The 16836-nt window shown below is 64.8% G+C and carries 17 protein-coding genes; all 17 read right to left on the reverse strand.

Annotation, left to right across the window (positions count from 1 at the left end; all coding sequences use genetic code 11):
• Positions 1-106 precede the first annotated feature (106 nt).
• On the reverse strand, positions 107-1153 hold the full coding sequence (locus RCI06_RS12525) for a G5 domain-containing protein (protein ID WP_277138703.1): 1047 nt from the start codon (positions 1151-1153) through the stop codon (positions 107-109).
• 379 nt (positions 1154-1532) lie between these two features.
• Positions 1533-1931, reverse strand: coding sequence for a 30S ribosomal protein S9 (gene rpsI, locus RCI06_RS12530; RefSeq protein ID WP_101548644.1), 399 nt, complete (start codon positions 1929-1931; stop codon positions 1533-1535).
• A gap of 19 nt (positions 1932-1950) precedes the next feature.
• Positions 1951-2379 carry a 50S ribosomal protein L13 gene (gene rplM, locus RCI06_RS12535; RefSeq protein WP_101548642.1) on the reverse strand — a complete coding sequence of 143 codons (429 nt, stop codon included), beginning with the start codon at positions 2377-2379 and terminating at the stop codon, positions 1951-1953.
• Positions 2380-2581: 202 nt separating this feature from the next.
• Positions 2582-2770, reverse strand: coding sequence for a PspC domain-containing protein (locus tag RCI06_RS12540; RefSeq protein ID WP_101548640.1), 189 nt, complete (start codon positions 2768-2770; stop codon positions 2582-2584).
• A 58-nt stretch (positions 2771-2828) separates the two neighbouring features.
• Complete coding sequence (locus RCI06_RS12545; protein ID WP_306576255.1) at positions 2829-4043, reverse strand: class I SAM-dependent rRNA methyltransferase; 1215 nt, start codon at positions 4041-4043, stop codon at positions 2829-2831.
• Positions 4044-4065: 22 nt separating this feature from the next.
• A complete protein-coding gene (locus RCI06_RS12550) occupies positions 4066-5124 on the reverse strand; it encodes a hypothetical protein (protein WP_306576256.1) in 1059 nt (352 codons plus the stop codon).
• 279 nt (positions 5125-5403) lie between these two features.
• Positions 5404-7197, reverse strand: a complete 1794-nt coding sequence (aspS, locus tag RCI06_RS12555; protein ID WP_306576257.1) for an aspartate--tRNA ligase — start codon at positions 7195-7197, stop codon at positions 5404-5406.
• 17 nt (positions 7198-7214) lie between these two features.
• Positions 7215-8528: a histidine--tRNA ligase gene (gene hisS, locus RCI06_RS12560; RefSeq protein WP_306576258.1), complete on the reverse strand. Its 1314-nt coding sequence runs from the start codon at positions 8526-8528 to the stop codon at positions 7215-7217.
• A gap of 131 nt (positions 8529-8659) precedes the next feature.
• Positions 8660-8899 (reverse strand): hypothetical protein, encoded by a 240-nt coding sequence (locus tag RCI06_RS12565; protein ID WP_306576259.1) that lies wholly within the window; start codon positions 8897-8899, stop codon positions 8660-8662.
• Between the two features lie 279 nt (positions 8900-9178).
• Positions 9179-9586, reverse strand: coding sequence for a methylglyoxal synthase (gene mgsA, locus RCI06_RS12570; protein ID WP_101548628.1), 408 nt, complete (start codon positions 9584-9586; stop codon positions 9179-9181).
• A 130-nt stretch (positions 9587-9716) separates the two neighbouring features.
• Positions 9717-10436: an AAA family ATPase gene (locus RCI06_RS12575; protein WP_256153046.1), complete on the reverse strand. Its 720-nt coding sequence runs from the start codon at positions 10434-10436 to the stop codon at positions 9717-9719.
• An 18-nt stretch (positions 10437-10454) separates the two neighbouring features.
• Positions 10455-12554 (reverse strand): penicillin-binding transpeptidase domain-containing protein, encoded by a 2100-nt coding sequence (locus tag RCI06_RS12580; protein WP_306576260.1) that lies wholly within the window; start codon positions 12552-12554, stop codon positions 10455-10457.
• Between the two features lie 24 nt (positions 12555-12578).
• On the reverse strand, positions 12579-13100 hold the full coding sequence (locus RCI06_RS12585) for a hypothetical protein (RefSeq protein WP_306576261.1): 522 nt from the start codon (positions 13098-13100) through the stop codon (positions 12579-12581).
• Complete coding sequence (gene mreC, locus RCI06_RS12590) at positions 13097-13948, reverse strand: rod shape-determining protein MreC (RefSeq protein WP_306576262.1); 852 nt, start codon at positions 13946-13948, stop codon at positions 13097-13099. The genes RCI06_RS12585 and mreC overlap by 4 nt, the downstream gene beginning before the upstream one ends.
• A gap of 24 nt (positions 13949-13972) precedes the next feature.
• Positions 13973-14989: a rod shape-determining protein gene (locus RCI06_RS12595; RefSeq protein ID WP_101548617.1), complete on the reverse strand. Its 1017-nt coding sequence runs from the start codon at positions 14987-14989 to the stop codon at positions 13973-13975.
• Between the two features lie 123 nt (positions 14990-15112).
• Positions 15113-15766, reverse strand: a complete 654-nt coding sequence (locus tag RCI06_RS12600; protein ID WP_306576263.1) for a nucleoside triphosphate pyrophosphatase — start codon at positions 15764-15766, stop codon at positions 15113-15115.
• Positions 15693-16034: a DUF4321 domain-containing protein gene (locus RCI06_RS12605; RefSeq protein ID WP_276872696.1), complete on the reverse strand. Its 342-nt coding sequence runs from the start codon at positions 16032-16034 to the stop codon at positions 15693-15695. Before RCI06_RS12605 ends, RCI06_RS12600 begins: the two co-directional genes overlap by 74 nt.
• Positions 16035-16836: the final 802 nt, after the last annotated feature.

Genomic DNA, 16836 nt, shown 5'->3' on the forward strand with positions numbered 1-16836 from the left:
TTTTTTTATTCCGCTTTATTTTAATTCTTTTTTTGTCTGGTTTTTAATATTTTTTTTAAAAATTTTTCGGGGGGCGCCCCCCCCCGGACGGGTGCGGCCGCCTGTTTTAATCGAGCACGTAGATATCCACGATCTTGCGGCCGTTGAGGGCGCTCTCCGCGTAGGTGTCGTAGAAGAGGTCGACGTCGACGATGTCGGCCAGCAGGCCGGTGCCGGTGTCGGCGGCGATCGCGCAGCCGTATATGAAATTGTTGTCGTGCGAGACAATATACAGCCGGGACCCGTAGGGAATCTCACGCGGGTCGACGGCGACATGCCCCGGCACCGCGTACCGCCCGCTGGCGGTCTTGGCGCCCTGCCGCGCGCTGTAGCCGGTCGCGACCTGGTTGGTCAGCAGCCGGGCGTACTCCACCGGGCGGCCCTCCTCGTCCACGTTGAGGTCAAAATCAAGCGGGGAAACGGGGGTCAGCGACCCGATGAGGATCGTCTCGGTGACCGGCGCGAGGGTGACCTTCTCGCCGAGCAGCTGCACGTCCTCTTTCTCCCCGTCGACCGTCCTCTGGACGTAGGTCAGCGTCTTGATGCCGTCCGCGCCGGGCTGGATCGTCCGGCTGTTCCCCACCCGCAGAAGCGGGGAATTCTTGCGCACCGTCTCATAGGGGATCGCCTCGTCGACGGTGTATTTTTCATATTCCACCCGCTGGAGGACGACCTCGTCCCCATCCTCGAGCGATTTTTCGGCGGGCGGGTCCAGCAGGTCGTTGCCGTCGTATTCGATGCCGTTGTCGTGGAGCAGCTCGCTGACGGTTGTTCCGCTGTCCACCTCGTATTCCTGCGTCTCGCCGTCCGCGGTGAGGGTGACGCGGAAGGATTTCGTCGTGTCCACCTGGACGTAGTGTCCCGAGATCTCCCCCAGCCCCGGATCGCCGGCCGCCAGGGCGCCCAGGCCGACGCTTTGCAGGATCCGGTCGGGGCGGTTTTCCATCGTATGGCTCACCGTGCGGCCGTCCTCGCCGATGACGTAGACGGTGTTGGTCGTGGTCGTGATCTGGTAGACCACGAACGCCAGCACGAGAGAAAGCATACTTACTGCAAAGATCCGGCTGCGCAGGAACCTGCCCAGCGCGCGGACTTCGCTCCAAAGTTTTTTCATACCTACTCCTTCTTGCTCGCCGGCCGGGGGAATTTCCATCGGCCGGTACGCATTGGGTGCACTCCGCTGTCAAAAAATAATCTGGTAAATTTACCCTTTGCTTAGTATACCGGAGTAGTTGCAATTATATTCAGATTGCATAGTTTTGTCAAATCCATCTTGTACAACTTCCTCGTCAAAAATCCATTTTGTCAGTTTTTTTCCTCATTTTTTCGACGAATTGGGACAAAATTGCCCCAATCCAAAACGCAGCTGACGGGTAAAATTCACAAAAATTTCATATTAATTTCAGCAGAAGCCTGTCCCCGGGAATCGTTCCGAAAAAACGAAAAACCGCATGGAGCGTGGCTCCATGCGGTTTGAAAAAGCCGGAAAATGATCATCGCTTGGAGAACTGGGGCGCGCGGCGGGCCGCTTTGAGGCCGTACTTTTTGCGCTCCTTCATACGAGGGTCGCGGGTGAGGAACCCGGCCTTCTTGAGGATCGGGCGCATCTCTTCGCCGTTCTGGAGCAGCGCGCGGGAGATGCCGTGGCGGATGGCGCCGGCCTGGCCGGAAACGCCGCCGCCCGCAACCGTGCACACAACGTCGAACTTGCCGAGGGTGTCTGTAAGGTTGAGCGGCTGACGGACAATCAGCTTGAGGGTCTCAAGGCCGAAATAGTCGTCGATGTCACGGCCGTTGATGGTGATCGAGCCGGTGCCGGGGTAGAGCCTGACGCGGGAAACGGACTGTTTCCTTCTGCCGGTACCGTAAAAATAAGGTCTGCCTTCGTACATAATCGTTAATTCCCCTTCCTTACAGTGTCCACGCCTGCGGCTTCTGCGCGGCATGCGTATGCTCCGCGCCACGGAACACGCGGCATCTGGTGAGCGCTTTACGGCCAATGACCGTGTCGGGGACCATGCCCTTGACGGCGAGCATCATCGCCAGCTCGGGGCGCTCCTTCATCAGCTTGCTGTACTGGACCTCCTTGAGGCCGCCGATCCAGCCGCTGTGACGGCGATACATCTTCTGATCGAGCTTCTTGCCGGTCAGGACGGCCTTCTCCGCGTTGATGATGATCACATGATCACCGCAGTCGCAGTTGGGCGCGAAGATGGGTTTATGTTTCCCGCGAAGGATCGACGCCGCAACAGCAGCGGTGCGCCCCAGCGGCTTGTCGGCAGCATCAAGGATATACCACTTGCGGGTAATTTCTGCTACCTTCGGCATAGTTGTAGACATACCTTTTCCTCCAATATTCTTCTTCTAAATCCGGTTTGCATTTCGCGACAATTTGTATTATAACCCGCGCCCCGCGCCCTGTCAACACTTTTTTGCAGGTTTTTTAATTTACAAATGACACGCTCTGTTTTTCGCCTGTTTTCTCTTTGGTTCTCCCGTATCCTCCGGATGCAAATCACATTTTCCCGGGGACGGGAGGCGCTCAAATCACTTCGCTCTCTTTGGGGACGATGATCGCGGCGATGATGTAGGCGATGAGCCCGGGGCCCATCAGCGAGATCAGCACCCATCCCAGGCGGATGAGCGTCGCGTCGACGCCGAAATAATCCCCCAGCCCGCCGCACACCCCGGCGAGCATGCTGTTGGTTTCCGAACGGTAAAGCTTTTTCATAGTTCCTCCTAACTTCCCCGGCGCGCCGGGGGCAGAGCGTTTTGGCGCGGACGCGCCGTCAGATGATCTGGAAGAGGTAAAACTTCAGATAGTCGGTCTCCGGAACGTTCCAGAGGACGGGGTGGTCGGGCGACTGCTGGCGCGCCTCGATCTGCCGCAGCTGCACCCCCGCGTCGCGCGCGGCGGAGGCCAGCATCCGCCGGAAGCGGCCGTCGGTCATGAAATGGGAGCAGGAGCAGGTCGCGAGGTAGCCCCCGCGCGGCAGCAGCTTCATCGCGCGCAGGTTGATCTCCTTATACCCGCGCTCCGCGCGGTCCACCGTTTTGCGGCTCTTGGTGAAGGCGGGCGGGTCGAGGATGATGAAGTCATATTTCTCCGCGCCGCCCTCCAGCGCGGGCAGCAGGTCGAAGACGTTTGCCGCCTTCGTCTCGACGACCCCATCCAGCCCGTTGCGCCGGGCGTTTTCCGCCGCGAGCGCCACCGCGTCCGCCGAGACGTCCACCGCGCACACATGCGCCGCGCCGCCCGCCGCCGCGTTGAGGGCGAAGGAGCCGGTGTGGGTGAAGCAGTCGAGCACCCGGCGGCCGCGCGCGAGCTTCGCCACCGCCCGGCGGTTGTATTTCTGGTCGAGGAAAAAGCCCGTCTTCTGGCCGTTTTCAAAGTCCACGCCGTAGACGATGCCGTTTTCGGTGATCTCGGTGCGGGTCGGGCCGCCGTCGCCGCCGAACCAGCCCTTGCCCTGCGGAAGGCCCTCCAGCTCGCGGATGGCGGCGTCGTTGCGCTCGTAGACGCCGCGGACGGCCTGTCCGTCCCGCCCGAGCACCTTTTTGAGCAGCGGGAAGAGCAGGGGCTTAATCCGCTCGATGCCCGCCGAGAGCGTCTGCGTCACGAGCACCTCCCCGAAGCGGTCGACCGTGAGCCCGGGGAACTGGTCCGCTTCCCCGAAGATCACCCGGCAGCAGGAGGCGTCCTCCCCCATCACCGTTTTGCGGTAGTCCCACGCCCAGCGCAGCCGCCGCTCCCAGAACGCCTCGTCGAACCGGTCGTTGGCGTTGCGGGAGAGGATGCGCACGCGGATCTTCGACCGCTCACTGATAAAGCCGGTGCCCAGGTAGGCGCCCTTATCGCTTACCACGTCGACCAGGCCGCCGTTTTCACAGCCGCCCTCGATCCCGGTGATCTCGGTGTCGTAGACCCACGGGTGGCCTTCCTCAATCAATTTCTGCGCCTTGCGCGTGACCGCCGCCCGGGCGAATGGTCTGTTTTGCTTCATCACTTACTCCAATCGGTATATTTTATACGTTTATTCTCTGTATGTAATAACTTTCATCCGGGTCGCCGTAGTGCAGCATGAAGGTGTGGCAGTCCTCCGGTACCGCGAAAAAGAGCTGCCCCGTAGTCACCGTCCGGTCGGTGTAGCGCATCCCGTCCACATCGAGCGGCGTGAAGGGGGCCGGCAGGTCCGCGCTGTAGGGCCACAGCGAACGCCCGCCGTCCTGCCCCACCCGCACGAAGGGCGGCTGGAAGAACTCCCGCCCGAAGGCGTCCGCGTCGGTGACCTCGGCGGTAAAATCGATAAAGATCGCCTTCTCGCCCGGCAGCAGCAGGCTTTCCAGCCCGGCGGAGCCGGCCGGGCCCGCGGAATTGACCGTCAGCGTCACGCCCTTGGACGCGCCGACCTCCGTCCCGTAGGTAAAGCTCGCGAGCGCCGAGAGGTCCGGCGCGGGCGCGGCGAAAGGCTCCGAGCCGGCCGCGTCCCCCTCGCCGGGGGCCGGCGCGCCGTCCTCCCCGCCAAAGGGCTCCGCGGGGACGGAGCCGTCCGCTCCGTCCTCAAAAAAGCCGTCCGCCGCCGGTTCGGATGGCGCTTGCCCGTCGTCCCAGTCGTCCCACACCTCCCAGTCTTCCCACTCGTCCGGCGCTTCAAGCGAGGCGGCCATCGCCTCCCGCTCCGCGCGCGCCGCGAGCGAGGCCGCGGCCGAGGCGGCCGCCGCACCGCGCTCCTGCCGTTCCCGGGCCGCGTGGTAGGCCGAAAGGCCGCCGACCAAACCGCCCCCCACCATGATGAGCACGAACAGGAAAATGCCCGCCGCAACCTTCCAGCGGTTGGACCGCTTTTCCTGCCGGGTGGTGGGCGCCGTGTAGGTCGTCCATCCGGGCGGCGGCGTGCCGGGGGCCCTCTTCGGCTGGCGGTAGGTCTGCCAGCCCCGCCGGGGCTGCGGCTCCGCCGTCTCGGCGCTCGGCGCGGCCGCTGCGCCCTCCGCGCGGGGAAGCTGGTTATGCGCCCCGCATTTGGGGCAGAGCTCATCCTTGTCGTAATCGTAGACCTTTCCGCAGGAACCACATTTGATCCGCATAAGGCCACCCCCTCCAGAAAATTTCCCGATACCGGCCGCGCCAAACCCCGGGCGGACCCGGCGGCCCTTCATGCGGCGGCCACAGGCGGCGCGCGTCATTCGCGCGCGGGATCCTCCGTCCGCGCGCCCGCCGGCGCGCGGTGGGATAATTGGCCGCTGGGGCGGGAGCGAGCCGCAGCGAGCGGACCGCCCCGGCCATAAAATGGATCATAGCCGCTCTGTGGCTATTATACCATACGCAACGAAAAAAGGGGACGGATTTCTCCGTCCCCCGCGGCTTTATTCCGCCTCTTCGCGCGCGGTCACCGCGATCGACAGCTCCCGCAGGCTCTTCTCGTCCACCTCGGCGGGGCACTGGGTCATCAGCTCGCTCGCGTTCTGCACCTTCGGGAAGGCCATCACGTCGCGGATGGAGGATTTCCCGAGCATCAGCATCACCAGCCGGTCAAGGCCGTAGGCCATGCCGCCGTGGGGCGGCGCGCCGTATTTAAAGGCGTCGATCAGGTAGCCGAATTTGGCGCGGGCGCTCTCCTCCGAGAAGCCGAGCGCCTCGAACATCCGCTCCTGCAATTCGGGGGTGTTGATCCGGATCGAGCCGCCGCCCACCTCGCAGCCGTTGAGCACCATGTCGTAGGCGCGCGCGTGGCAGGCGCCCGGGTCGCTCTCGAGCTTGTCGAGGTCCTCGAACGCCGGATGGGTGAACGGGTGGTGCTTGGCCACATAGCGGCCCTCCTCCTCGCTGTACTCGAAGAGCGGGAAGTCGGTCACCCACAGGAAGTTGAATTTCCCCTCGGGGATGAGGCCGAGGCGGTTTGCCAGCTCGACGCGCAGCGCGCCGAGGCTGTCGAACACCGTCTGGTTATTGCCGTCCGCCACGATGAGCAGCACGTCCCCCTTCTCCGCGCCGAGCCGGCCGCGGATCGCCTCTTTTTCGGCATCGGTGAGGAACTTCTCATAGGAGGAGGTCTCCGCGTCGGCGGTCAGGCGGGTGTAGGCCAGGCCCTTGGCGCGGTAGGCCTTCACAAAGTCGACGAACTTGTCGATCTCCTTGCGGGAGAGGTGGTCGGCCGCGCCCTTGACGTTGAGGGCGCGCACGCTGCCGCCCGCCTCGAGCGCTCCTTTGAACACCTTGAATTCGCAGCCGCCGAGCAGGTCGGAGAGGTCGCGGAGCTCCATGCCGAAGCGGGTGTCCGGCTTGTCCGAGCCGAACCGCTCCATCGCCTCGTCGTAGGGCATGCGCAGGAAGGGGGTGGGGATCTCGACGCCGAGCACCTCCTTGAAGACGTGCGCCATGAACCCCTCGTTGACCGTCATGACGTCCTCCTCGTCGACGAAGGACATCTCCAGGTCGATCTGGGTGAACTCGGGCTGGCGGTCGGCGCGCAGGTCCTCGTCGCGGAAGCAGCGCGCGATCTGCATGTAGCGGTCGTAGCCCGACAGCATGAGCAGCTGCTTATACTGCTGGGGGGACTGGGGCAGCGCGTAGAAGCACCCCGGGTGCACCCGGCTGGGCACGAGGTAGTCGCGCGCGCCCTCGGGGGTGGACTTGATGAGGGAGGGCGTCTCGATCTCGAGGAAGCCGTTTCTGTCGTAGTAGTCGTGCGCCGCCTTGACGATCTTATGGCGCATCAGAATGGCGTGCTGCATCTCGCTGCGGCGCAGGTCGAGGTAGCGGTATTTGAGCCGCAGCTCCTCCTTGACGTTGGTCTTGTCGGTGATCTCAAAGGGCGGGGTCTGCGCCTTCGCGAGGATGCGCAGGTCGCTGACATAGAGCTCGACCTCGCCGGTGGGCAGGTCGGGGTTGACCGACTCGCGGCGGCGGACCTCGCCCTTCGCCATCAGCACGAATTCCGACCGCACCGTCTGCGCCCTGGCGCGCAGCTCGGCGTCGGTCCGGTCGTCGAAGGCGAGCTGCACGATTCCCGTGCGGTCCCGCAGGTCGATGAAGACGAGCATCCCCTTGTCGCGCGCGCGCTGCACCCAGCCGCAGGCGACCGCTTCCTTCCCGATGTCCTCCGCGGTAAATTCTCCGCAGTATTTGGTGCGTTTCAGTCCCTGCATGGTATCCATCATTGATCCCTCGTTCCTCATTATTCCGGCATGCTGTCCGGCGCGGCGTCGATCACCGCGTCGAGCATGTTGTGGTAGACGTATTTGAGAAAGCCCTCCGCGTTGAGCGGCACCTCGGCCGCCTCGCCGGTGTCCATCCGCTTGACGCGGGCCCTGCCCTCCGCAAGCTCGTTGTCCCCGATGATGCAGCTGTATTTCGCGCCGAGCTTGTCCGCGTATTTCATCTGCGCCTTGACGCTGCGCCCCACGGAATCGCACTCGGCCCAGAACCCCTCGGCGCGCAGGCCGGCGGCGAGCTCCACCGCCTTGAGGGAGGCCGCCTCCCCCATGCTGCCGATGTAGATCGTGCAGCTCCGCTCGGGCGGGAACGCGCAGCCCTGCTGCTCCATGACGAGCAGCAGCCGCTCGAGCCCCATCGCAAAGCCGACCGACGGGGTGGGCGCGCCGCCCAGCAGCTCGATCAGCCCGTCGTACCGCCCGCCGCCGCAGACGGTGCCCTGCGCGCCGATGCCGGTCGCCACGAACTCGAAGACGGTGCGGGTGTAGTAGTCGAGCCCGCGCACGATCGTCGGGTTGACGGTATATGCGACGCCCATCGCGTCGAGATCCTTTTTGAGGCCCTCGAAGTGGGCGCGGCAGTCGCCGCAGATATAGTCGAGCACCTTTGGCGCGTCCTTCGCGATCGCCGAGCAGACGGGGCTCTTGCAGTCGAGGATGCGCATCGGGTTGCGCTCGAGCCGGTCGCGGCAGGTCTCGCACAGCTCCCCGAGGTGGGAGGCGAAGTAGGCTTTGAGCGCCTCGTGGTATCTGGCGCGGCACTCCGGGCAGCCGATCGAGTTCAGTTCCAGCCGCAGGCCGGTGACGCCGAGCGCGTCGAAGACCGCCTTGGCCACGCCGATTACCTGCGCGTCCGCCACATGGGAGGCCGCGCCCGCCATCTCGACGCCGAACTGGTGGAACTCCCGCAGGCGGCCCGCCTGCGGCTTCTCGTACCGGAAGCAGTTCACCAGGTAGCAGAGCTTGAGCGGCAGCGCGCCGCCGAGCATCCCGTTTTGCAGGATCGCCCGCATGACCCCCGCGGTCCCCTCGGGACGCAGGGTGATCGAGCGGCCCGCCTTGTCGTTGAAGGTGTACATCTCCTTCTGCACCACGTCGGTGGTGTCCCCCACCGAGCGGCTGAACAGCTCGGTGTGCTCGAAGGTGGGGATGCGGATCTCCCCGAAGCCCCACAGCGCCGCGACATCCCGCGCCGTCTCCTCGAGATACTGCCACTTGCCGCTCGCGGGCGGCAGCACGTCCTGTGTGCCGCGCGGCGCGTTCGTCAGATATGCCATTGCGTTTCCTCCTCAGATAGACGTCCTTTTATCAGATCATTGCCCGTGTCCGGGCGGCCGAATCCGTCAAAACCTCCGTAACATCATAATACGCCCCGGCGCGGCCTGTCAAGCAAAATCCGCGCCCCGCGTCACCCGCGGCGGCGTTTCCGCTCCTCCAGGAAGGCCGCCAGGCAGGAGACCGCGAAGGCGACGAGCCCCGCCGCCAGAAAATAGAGCGCGCAGTGCAGCGCCAGCGGCGGCCAGGTGTCGTTGTAACGCTCCGGCATCGCCAGCCGGGGGATCAGCGCGCCGCCGAGCATGATGCCCGCGCCCACGCCGAGTCCCTGCCTGAGCGCCCTCCGCAGCGCCTGTTTTCGTTTTTCCTTCATCGCGATGCCTCCGCCCGTAAAAAATCAAAGACCCCGTCCCGGCTGCACGGCGATGCCGTACAAAGGGACGAGGTCATACCGCGCGGTGCCACCCTTGTTGGGCGCGAAAGCGCCCCGCTCAAGCCCCTTTAACGCAGGGGAATACGCGCCTTGCGGCGGGCTCCTCGGGCGTCTTCGCCGCGGATTTCCGACGTGGGCGCCTCTCACCGGCCGCGCCCTCGCTGTCCGTCCATCCGCGGTTACTCCTCCCGCATCAGCGCCTGTAACGGTATGGCGGTTCTACCGCTTGGGGGGATTGACGATATTGCGCCAGTCGAGGTCGCCGCGCTCGAGCGCGTGGATGAGCGCCTCGGCGGTGGCGATGTTGGTCGCAACGGGAATATTGTGCACGTCGCACAAACGCAGAAGCCCCGCCTCGTCGGGCTCGCTGGGCTTCGCGCGGATCGGGTCGCGGAAAAAGAGCAGCAGGTCGATCTCGTTGCAGGCGATGCGCGCCGCGATCTGCTGGTCGCCGCCCTGCGAACCGCCCAGAAAGCGGAAAACCTCCAGCCCGGTCGCCTCGGCGACGAGCTTTCCGGTCGTGCCGGTCGCGCAGATATTGTGGCGGCTGAAGACGCCGCAGTAGGCGATACAGAACTGGACCATCAGTTCCTTTTTGGAGTCGTGTGCGATCAAGGCGATGTTCATTGGCGTTCCTCCAAGCCCCTCGTCAGTTTCGTTCTCTCTTCTCTGTAAACGGGCCGCCCTTCTTTCTGTCTGTTTGGCCGGGCGATATCCAATTTCTGACAGTCTAAACCATCAAGATATATTATACCACCTATTGGACCAGTAAATCAATATAGTTCCCTAAAATCCTTTGTGCAAAATTATCAAATATTATTTTGGATACATTCGACAAATTGATGTTTTGACCGATAGCCACCGGGGTGACAAGCCCCTCGTCGAACGGGAGCACCGCGATGAGCTGCGCGCAGACCTGGTCGATCAGCCAGTCGAGGTCGGGGATGGGGCGCAGCTTCACAAAGTCGCGCGTGAGCAGGTTGACGCACAGCCGGATATCCTCGACGCCCGCCGCGTCGAGCGAATCGGACACCATCCGCCCCGCGCGCGCGGACACCGCGTCCGCCGCCGAGACGATCACCGCCCGGTCGGCGCAGGCCGCGAAGGCCGTCAGCCGCACCCGGTCGCCGCCGTCCACCTCGATCAGGATGAAGTCGAAATGCTCCTCCAGCGCCGCCCGCAGCTCCCGGCAGGCCGCGCCGTCGATGATCGGCTGCAAATCGAGCGGCGCGCAGAGCAGCCGGACGCCGCAGGCGTCCACCATAGCCTCCCCGAGCTCGCACCGCCGCTCGAGCGCGTCGGCGAGGTCGAAGACCACCCGGTCCTGCGCGCCGAGCAGCACGTCGAGGGAACGGTGGGAGCCCTCGATCAGCAGCACCTTTTTCCCGCATGCGGCCAGCGCCGCCCCCAGGTAGGCGCACACAGTCGATTTGCCCGCGCCGCCGCGCCCCGAGGTCACCAGGATCACCTGTGCCATGCCGATTCCTCCCTTTTGTCAGGGGAGCAGCTCCCCGTAGTTGGTCGAGGACCCGCCGGTCCGCGAAAAGAAGTACGCGTCGAAGACATCGCGCGCCACCGGCGCGACCTGGTAGCCCTCCCAGCCCTTTTCAACGACCACCGCGACCGCGATCTCGGGGTCCTCGGCGGGCGCGTAGGCGATGAACACCGAGTTGTAGAGCCCGTCGCCCCGTTCGGGGGTGCCCGTCTTGGAGGCGACGGTGATCGGGTAGTTCGCGAAGGTCGCCCAGGCCGTGCCCGTCCGGGAGGCCGCGACCATGCCCTCGCGCACCGTCTGGAACGCCTCGGGCGCGTCGACCTCGTCCACGACCTTGGGCTCGTGCTCATAGACCGTCTCGTCGAAGGTGTAGGACTTGACCGATTTGAGCACCGTCACCTCCATGCGCTTGCCGTTGTTGCCGAGGGTGGCGGTGTAGTTGGCGAGCTGGAGCGGCGAGAGCAGCGTCGACTGCTGGCCGATGCCCGCCTGGATCACGTCGCCCGGACGCCACTGGGGGTCGTCCGCGTAGGCGGGGGAGGCGGCCTTGACCTCCGGCGAGGCCACCTGCCCGATGTTCTCGGGCAGCTCGATGCCGGTCGGCACCCCCAGCCCGAGCCGCGCGGCGTACTCGTCGAGCGTGTCGATGCCCATGTAGTAGGCCGCCTCGTAGAAGAAGATGTTGCAGGAGCCGCGGATCGCGTTCACCACGTCGACGTTGCCGTGGGCGGATTCGCAGTGGGGGGTGTATTCCGGCGCAAACCGGTTGTAGACGTAGGTGCAGTTGTAGAGGGTGCGCGGGGTGATCGTCCCCGACGCGAGCGCGCCGAGCGCAACCGCCGGCTTGAAGGAGGAGCCGGGGGTGTAGGCCGCGTCGAGCGCGCGGTTGAAGAGGGGCTGGTTCTCCCCCGCCGCGATCTGGTCGTAATCCCGCTGGTAGGCGGACAGGTCGTAGGAGGGGTAGGTCGCCAGCGCGAGGGCCTCCCCCGTCTTGCACTGGATCACGGCGACCGCGCCCGCGCTCGCCTCCTTGCCCTTGCGCTCCTCCTTGGTGTCCTGAAGGCGCCGGATGTTGCTCGCGAGCGAGTCCTGCGCGACCTTCTGGAGCTGGGAGTCGAGGGTGAGCACGACGGTGTTTCCCGGCACCTGCTCCTTCTCCTCCACCACGTCGATCACGTCGCCCGACGAGTTCATCGTGATCCGCCGGGTCCCGTCGATCCCCTTGAGCTGCGACTCAAAGGCGAGCTCCGCGCCCGACTTGCCGATCACGTCGTCCATCTTGTAGGTGCGTTCGCCGATCTGGGCGGACACAGAACCGTCGGGGTTCTGCACCTTGCCCGCCGCGTCCCACTGCTCCTTGTAGAGCGGGCCGGTCTGGCCGATGACGTGGGGGGCCACCGTGCCGCTCACATACTGGCGGATGGTGCTCTCCACCACGTCCACCCCCGGCAGCTCAAAGCTGCGCTCCTTGATCTTGGGGACCGTCTCGATCTTGATGTCGGTCGCGAAGGTGTAGGGCACCGACATTGAGAACCCGCGCCGGTCCATCTCATAGCGCACCCCCGCGATCTTGCGGAACTCCTCGTCGGCGTAGGGGACGGGGTCGTCCCTGTCCCCGTGCTCGAAGAGGCCGTATTTCTCCTTGAGGCGGTAGACCACGTCGTCCGCCGTCGCGTACTGGGCCACGCCCAGCGCGTTTTTGAGCCGGGCGATCTCCGTCTCGTAGGCCTCCCCCGGCTTGAAGCGGAAGGGCGCCTCCGCCGTGAGCGGCAGGTTGTCGATCCAGTCCTCGTCCGCCGACTCCATGATGCGGATCAGCCGCAGGAGCACCTCGTTGGTGGTCCCCTTCTCCAGGAAGGCCATGTTGATCACCACGTCGCGGCCGATCGTGTTGACGGCGAGCGGCCGCCCGTTGCGGTCGAGGATCTCCCCGCGCGCCGCCTTGATCACCTGCTCGGTCGTGCGGACCCGCTCCATCTGGGCGGCGAGCGACTCCCCCTCGACCACCTGGAGCTGCATGAGGCGCAGCGAATAGAGCAGCAGCACCACAATCAGCACCACCGTCATGATGATCATCCGGTTTTTAGCGGTTGTTTTCATCCGATTCTCCCTTGGGACGCGGGGTCAGGCCTCCATACGCCCTTCAAACCAGGCGTGGACCGCGGTGTACAGGTAATAGACCAGCGGCGACACGGCCACGGTATAGATGACGCCGGGCAGGACGTCGTAGACGAACACCATCCACACGTGGTCGTAGCCCCACATGACGTAGTTGAGCAGAAAGTCCAGCAGCCCGCGCGCGAGCAACACGGCGGAGAGCAGCAGGACGAAGTTGATGACGCCGGGGCGCAGCAGGTAGATGACCAGCAGCCCCACGGCCGTACAGGCGGCCAGCAGGATCATCGCGTTGAAGCCGGCGAGCGCGAAGCCGCCCAAATCGCAGAGAACCCCCGCGAGCACGCCGTAGAACGCCCCGGTGAACTCCCCCTCGTGCATGGCGACGCAAACGGCCGCAGGAATGACAAAGTTCGGCTTTACGCCGAACACCGTCAGAAAACCGGGGGTGGTCTGCAGGATGTAGAGCAGCACCATCACCACGATATAAGTCGCAAATTTGGCCGTGCGGAACCACTTTTTATTGTTCATTCCGCGCCTCCCTGCCCCTCGAACGACTTGATGACCATCACGTCAGTCAGGCGGCGGACGTCGGCGAACGGCTCGATCTCCGCGAAGAGGGAGATGTCGCCCGGCGCGTTGTCGATGCGGGTGATCTTGCCGATCAGCAGCCCCTGCGGGTAGAGGCTGTCCCCGATGCCGGAGGTCACGACGATGTCCCCCGGCGCGGCCCCGCTCTCGCGGGGCAGGTAGTTGAGGCGGCACTTCCCGTCCGCCGCGAGGTCGACCGAGCCGGTGACGATGCCGATGTCGCGGGTGCGCACGTCGCGCGCGCCCACGTCGATCCACACGTCGAGGATGGTGACCACCTTGGAGTAGTTGACCCCCACCTCGCGCACCACGCCGACCAGCCCGTCGGCGGTGACCACCGGGTCGAGCGGCTCGATGCCGCTGAGGGAACCGCGGTCGATCGTAAAGGAGTAGAAGCGGTCGTCCGGGTCGCGCGCGACCACCGACGCCAGCTCGACCTCAAAGTCGGGGTGCTCCTCCCGGAACTCGACGTCGAGGTACTTGCGCAGCTCCTCGTTTTCGTGCTTATACTCCTCGTAGTTGACCGCCTGGCGGCGCAGCTCGTCGATCTCGGCGCGCAGCGCCTCGTTTTCGGCGGCGATCTCGTCGGCGCGGACATACCGCCGGAAATAGCCGCTCACCGCGCCGGAAATGCTGGAGGAGAGCTTCTGCAAGGGCGTGACGACAACCCCGGCCGCCTGCGAGATGGCCGGGGAGAATCCGCCCGTCCATGCCGCCTGCAGCATGAACGCCAGCAGCAGCACGACGAGCAATATCTTGAACCGCTTGCTTTTGAAGAAGTCTCCCAATGCAGATTCCTTTCCCTGCCGCGCTTAGTAGGATTTCGCGTCGTCCGCGAGCAGGTCGCGCAGCCTGTCGATGTCGTCGAGCACGCGCCCGGTGCCCATCGCCACGCAGTCGAGCGGGCTCTCCGCGATATGGACCGGCATGCCCGTCTCCTTTTCGATCAGCTGGTCGAGCCCGCGCAGCAGCGCGCCGCCGCCCGTCAGGGTGATGCCGTGGTCGATGATGTCGGCCGACAGCTCGGGCGGGGTCTTCTCCAGCGTGGTGCGGATCGCGTCGAGCACCATCGACAGGGGGTCTGCCAGCGCCTCGCGGATCTCCTCCGAGGTGATCTGGATGTTCTTGGGCAGGCCGTCCATAAGGTCGCGGCCCTTGATGTCCATCGTGGCCTCCTCCTCGAGCGGGAAGGCCGAACCGATGTTGATCTTGATGTCCTCGGCGGTGCGCTCGCCGATGAGGAGGTTGTATTTGCGCTTGATGTACTGGATGATCGAGTTGTCCAGCTCGTCGCCGCCGACGCGGACCGAACGGGATGCGACGATGCCGCCCAGCGAGATCACCGCGACCTCGCTGGTGCCGCCGCCGATGTCGACGACCATGCTGCCGGTCGCCTCGGCGACGGGCAGGCCCGCGCCGATGGCCGCGGCCATCGGCTCCTCGATGATCGAGACGTGCTTGGCGCCCGCCTTGAAGGCCGCCTCGCGCACCGCGCGGCGCTCGACCTCGGTGACGCCGGACGGGATGCAGATGATGATGCGGGGACGCGCGAGCACCGAGTTGTTGCACACCTTGCGGATGAAGATCTGGAGCATGGACGCGGTGATGTCGAAATCGGCGATGACCCCGTCCTTGAGCGGGCGCACCGCGACGATGCTGCCGGGGGTGCGTCCGATGACCTCTTTGGCATCCTGCCCGACATAGCGGACGGTGTCGTTGCGGGTGTCGACCGCCACAACCGACGGTTCGCGCATGATGATGCCCTTGCCCTTCATAAAGATGAGGGTGTTGGCGGTGCCCAGGTCAATGCCGATGTCCTTTGAAAACATATGGATACGTCCCCCTTGTATTGTTACGGAAAACCCGCACGATGGATCGAAATGTGTCGCAAAAGCGCGTTTTAACAGGTTCTATTATACCTTGCGGGGCCGGGTTGCACAACAGCTAGTTTGTTAATAATTCGGTAATTTTGCGCCGAATGATTTGTAAAACCTGCCAATCCTTGTATAGATCCCATGAAGCGGCAGGCCCATCACGGTGAAGTAATCCCCCGAGATCCGTTCGATGAACCGCGCGCCGTAGCCCTGAATGCCGTAGGAGCCCGCCTTGTCGAAGGGTTCCCCCGTCGAAAGGTACCACGCGATCTCCCCGTCGGTCAGCGGCGCGAAAGTCACGCCGGTGCACTCGTGGAAGCACTCCTCCCGCCCGCCGCCGAGCAGCGCGACCCCCGTATAGACCTGGTGCGTCCGCCCCGACAGCCGCCGGAGCATCCCCGCCGCGTCCGCCGCGTCCCGCGGCTTGCCGAGGATGAGCCCGTCGATCGCCACGACGGTGTCCGCGCCGATCACGAGCGCGCCGGGCGCCTCCGGCGCCACCGCGCGCGCCTTGCGCAGCGCGAGCGTCCGGACCGCCTCGTCGGGCGCGATGCCCTCAGGGAGCGTCTCATCCGCCTCGGACACCCGCACCGTAAAGCGCGGGAAGAGGAACCCCAGCAGCTCCTGACGCCGCGGGGACTGGGAGGCGAGGACGATTTCAGCGCCCGGATTCTCCGGGAAGCCCTTCCCCGCCGTGTTTTCCATGCCGATCATGTCTTTGCCGTCCGTCATCAAGATGCATCCTTTTCACCGTGTATTTGTAGCCGAAGAGCGCGCCGATAAAGCAGAGGATGTGCGCGACCGTCACACCGATCTCAAACCCGAAGGCGATCTTGATCACCGACAGGTCGAGCACCATCGGGTTTTCGACCGGCAGCCCGATGCTTCTGCCGAACGCCAGCCAGGACAAAAAGGGGATCTGCTCGGTCGCCGCCGCGATCAGCGCGCCGACCACCAGCGCCGCCACCAGCCAGAACGCGCCAAGAACCGTCTTTTTCATGCTGTCACTTCCTTGATTCGCCGCTCGGAGAGCGGCGCAGCTTTCGCGGGAGCTGCCGCCCGTTGGCGGCTGGGGCTCTCCCTGGGTTTTCCGACCGAGGGTCGGAGGGTTTTTTCGCGCCCCTTCGGGGCGCTTCAGATGTGCCGTCTGCGGCGGCGGTTTTCGATTTGCCGCGCTGCGCCCGGCGGGGCTTTCACGGGAATTGCCGCTTTCCAAGCGGCAAGAATCACGAGCGCGTTCCGCCGCGCACCACGGGTTCCTTTTCGGCGGACGAAAAGGAACCAAAAGTCCGCCTAAGGGGCTCCACCGCCCCCTTAGGTATCCCCTGGAGTACCTTGCCATAACCCGCAGGTTACCGTCACACCCCACGGGTACACTAGCTGTAGGCACAACTCAGGTTGCGGGTGCTCCCAACGACTGAGGCCGGATAGCTCGCCAAAACCCACACGGCGGAAAACAACGCCCGTTCCGGGCGTTCGCGCGCGCTGCGCGCGTGCGCGGCGAAGCCGCGCGGTTTTCCGCCTCCCCGTGGGCGCTGCGCGCCACGCAAAAGCGGCCGTGCCTCCACGAATGCACTTTCGGTACTGTTCCGGAGACTCTCGGGCAGAGGCATTGCGCCCGCGGCGCGGCGCCAGGCGGGATGCTGAACACCCGCCAATTGATCCGTGACAGGGCGCCGCCGACTTTGGCTGAAGGCCAACCGGAGGCGGCGCGGGGGTCAAAGGGATTTGGCCGCAGGCCATCCTTATAGAGAATCCGGCCCGCAGGGCCGGGTCCGCGAAGCGGACTCAAGCCGGGGCCG

The sequence above is a fragment of the Anaerotruncus massiliensis (ex Togo et al. 2026) genome (genome assembly GCF_030825285.1).
GTDB lineage: Bacteria > Bacillota > Clostridia > Oscillospirales > Ruminococcaceae > Anaerotruncus > Anaerotruncus massiliensis.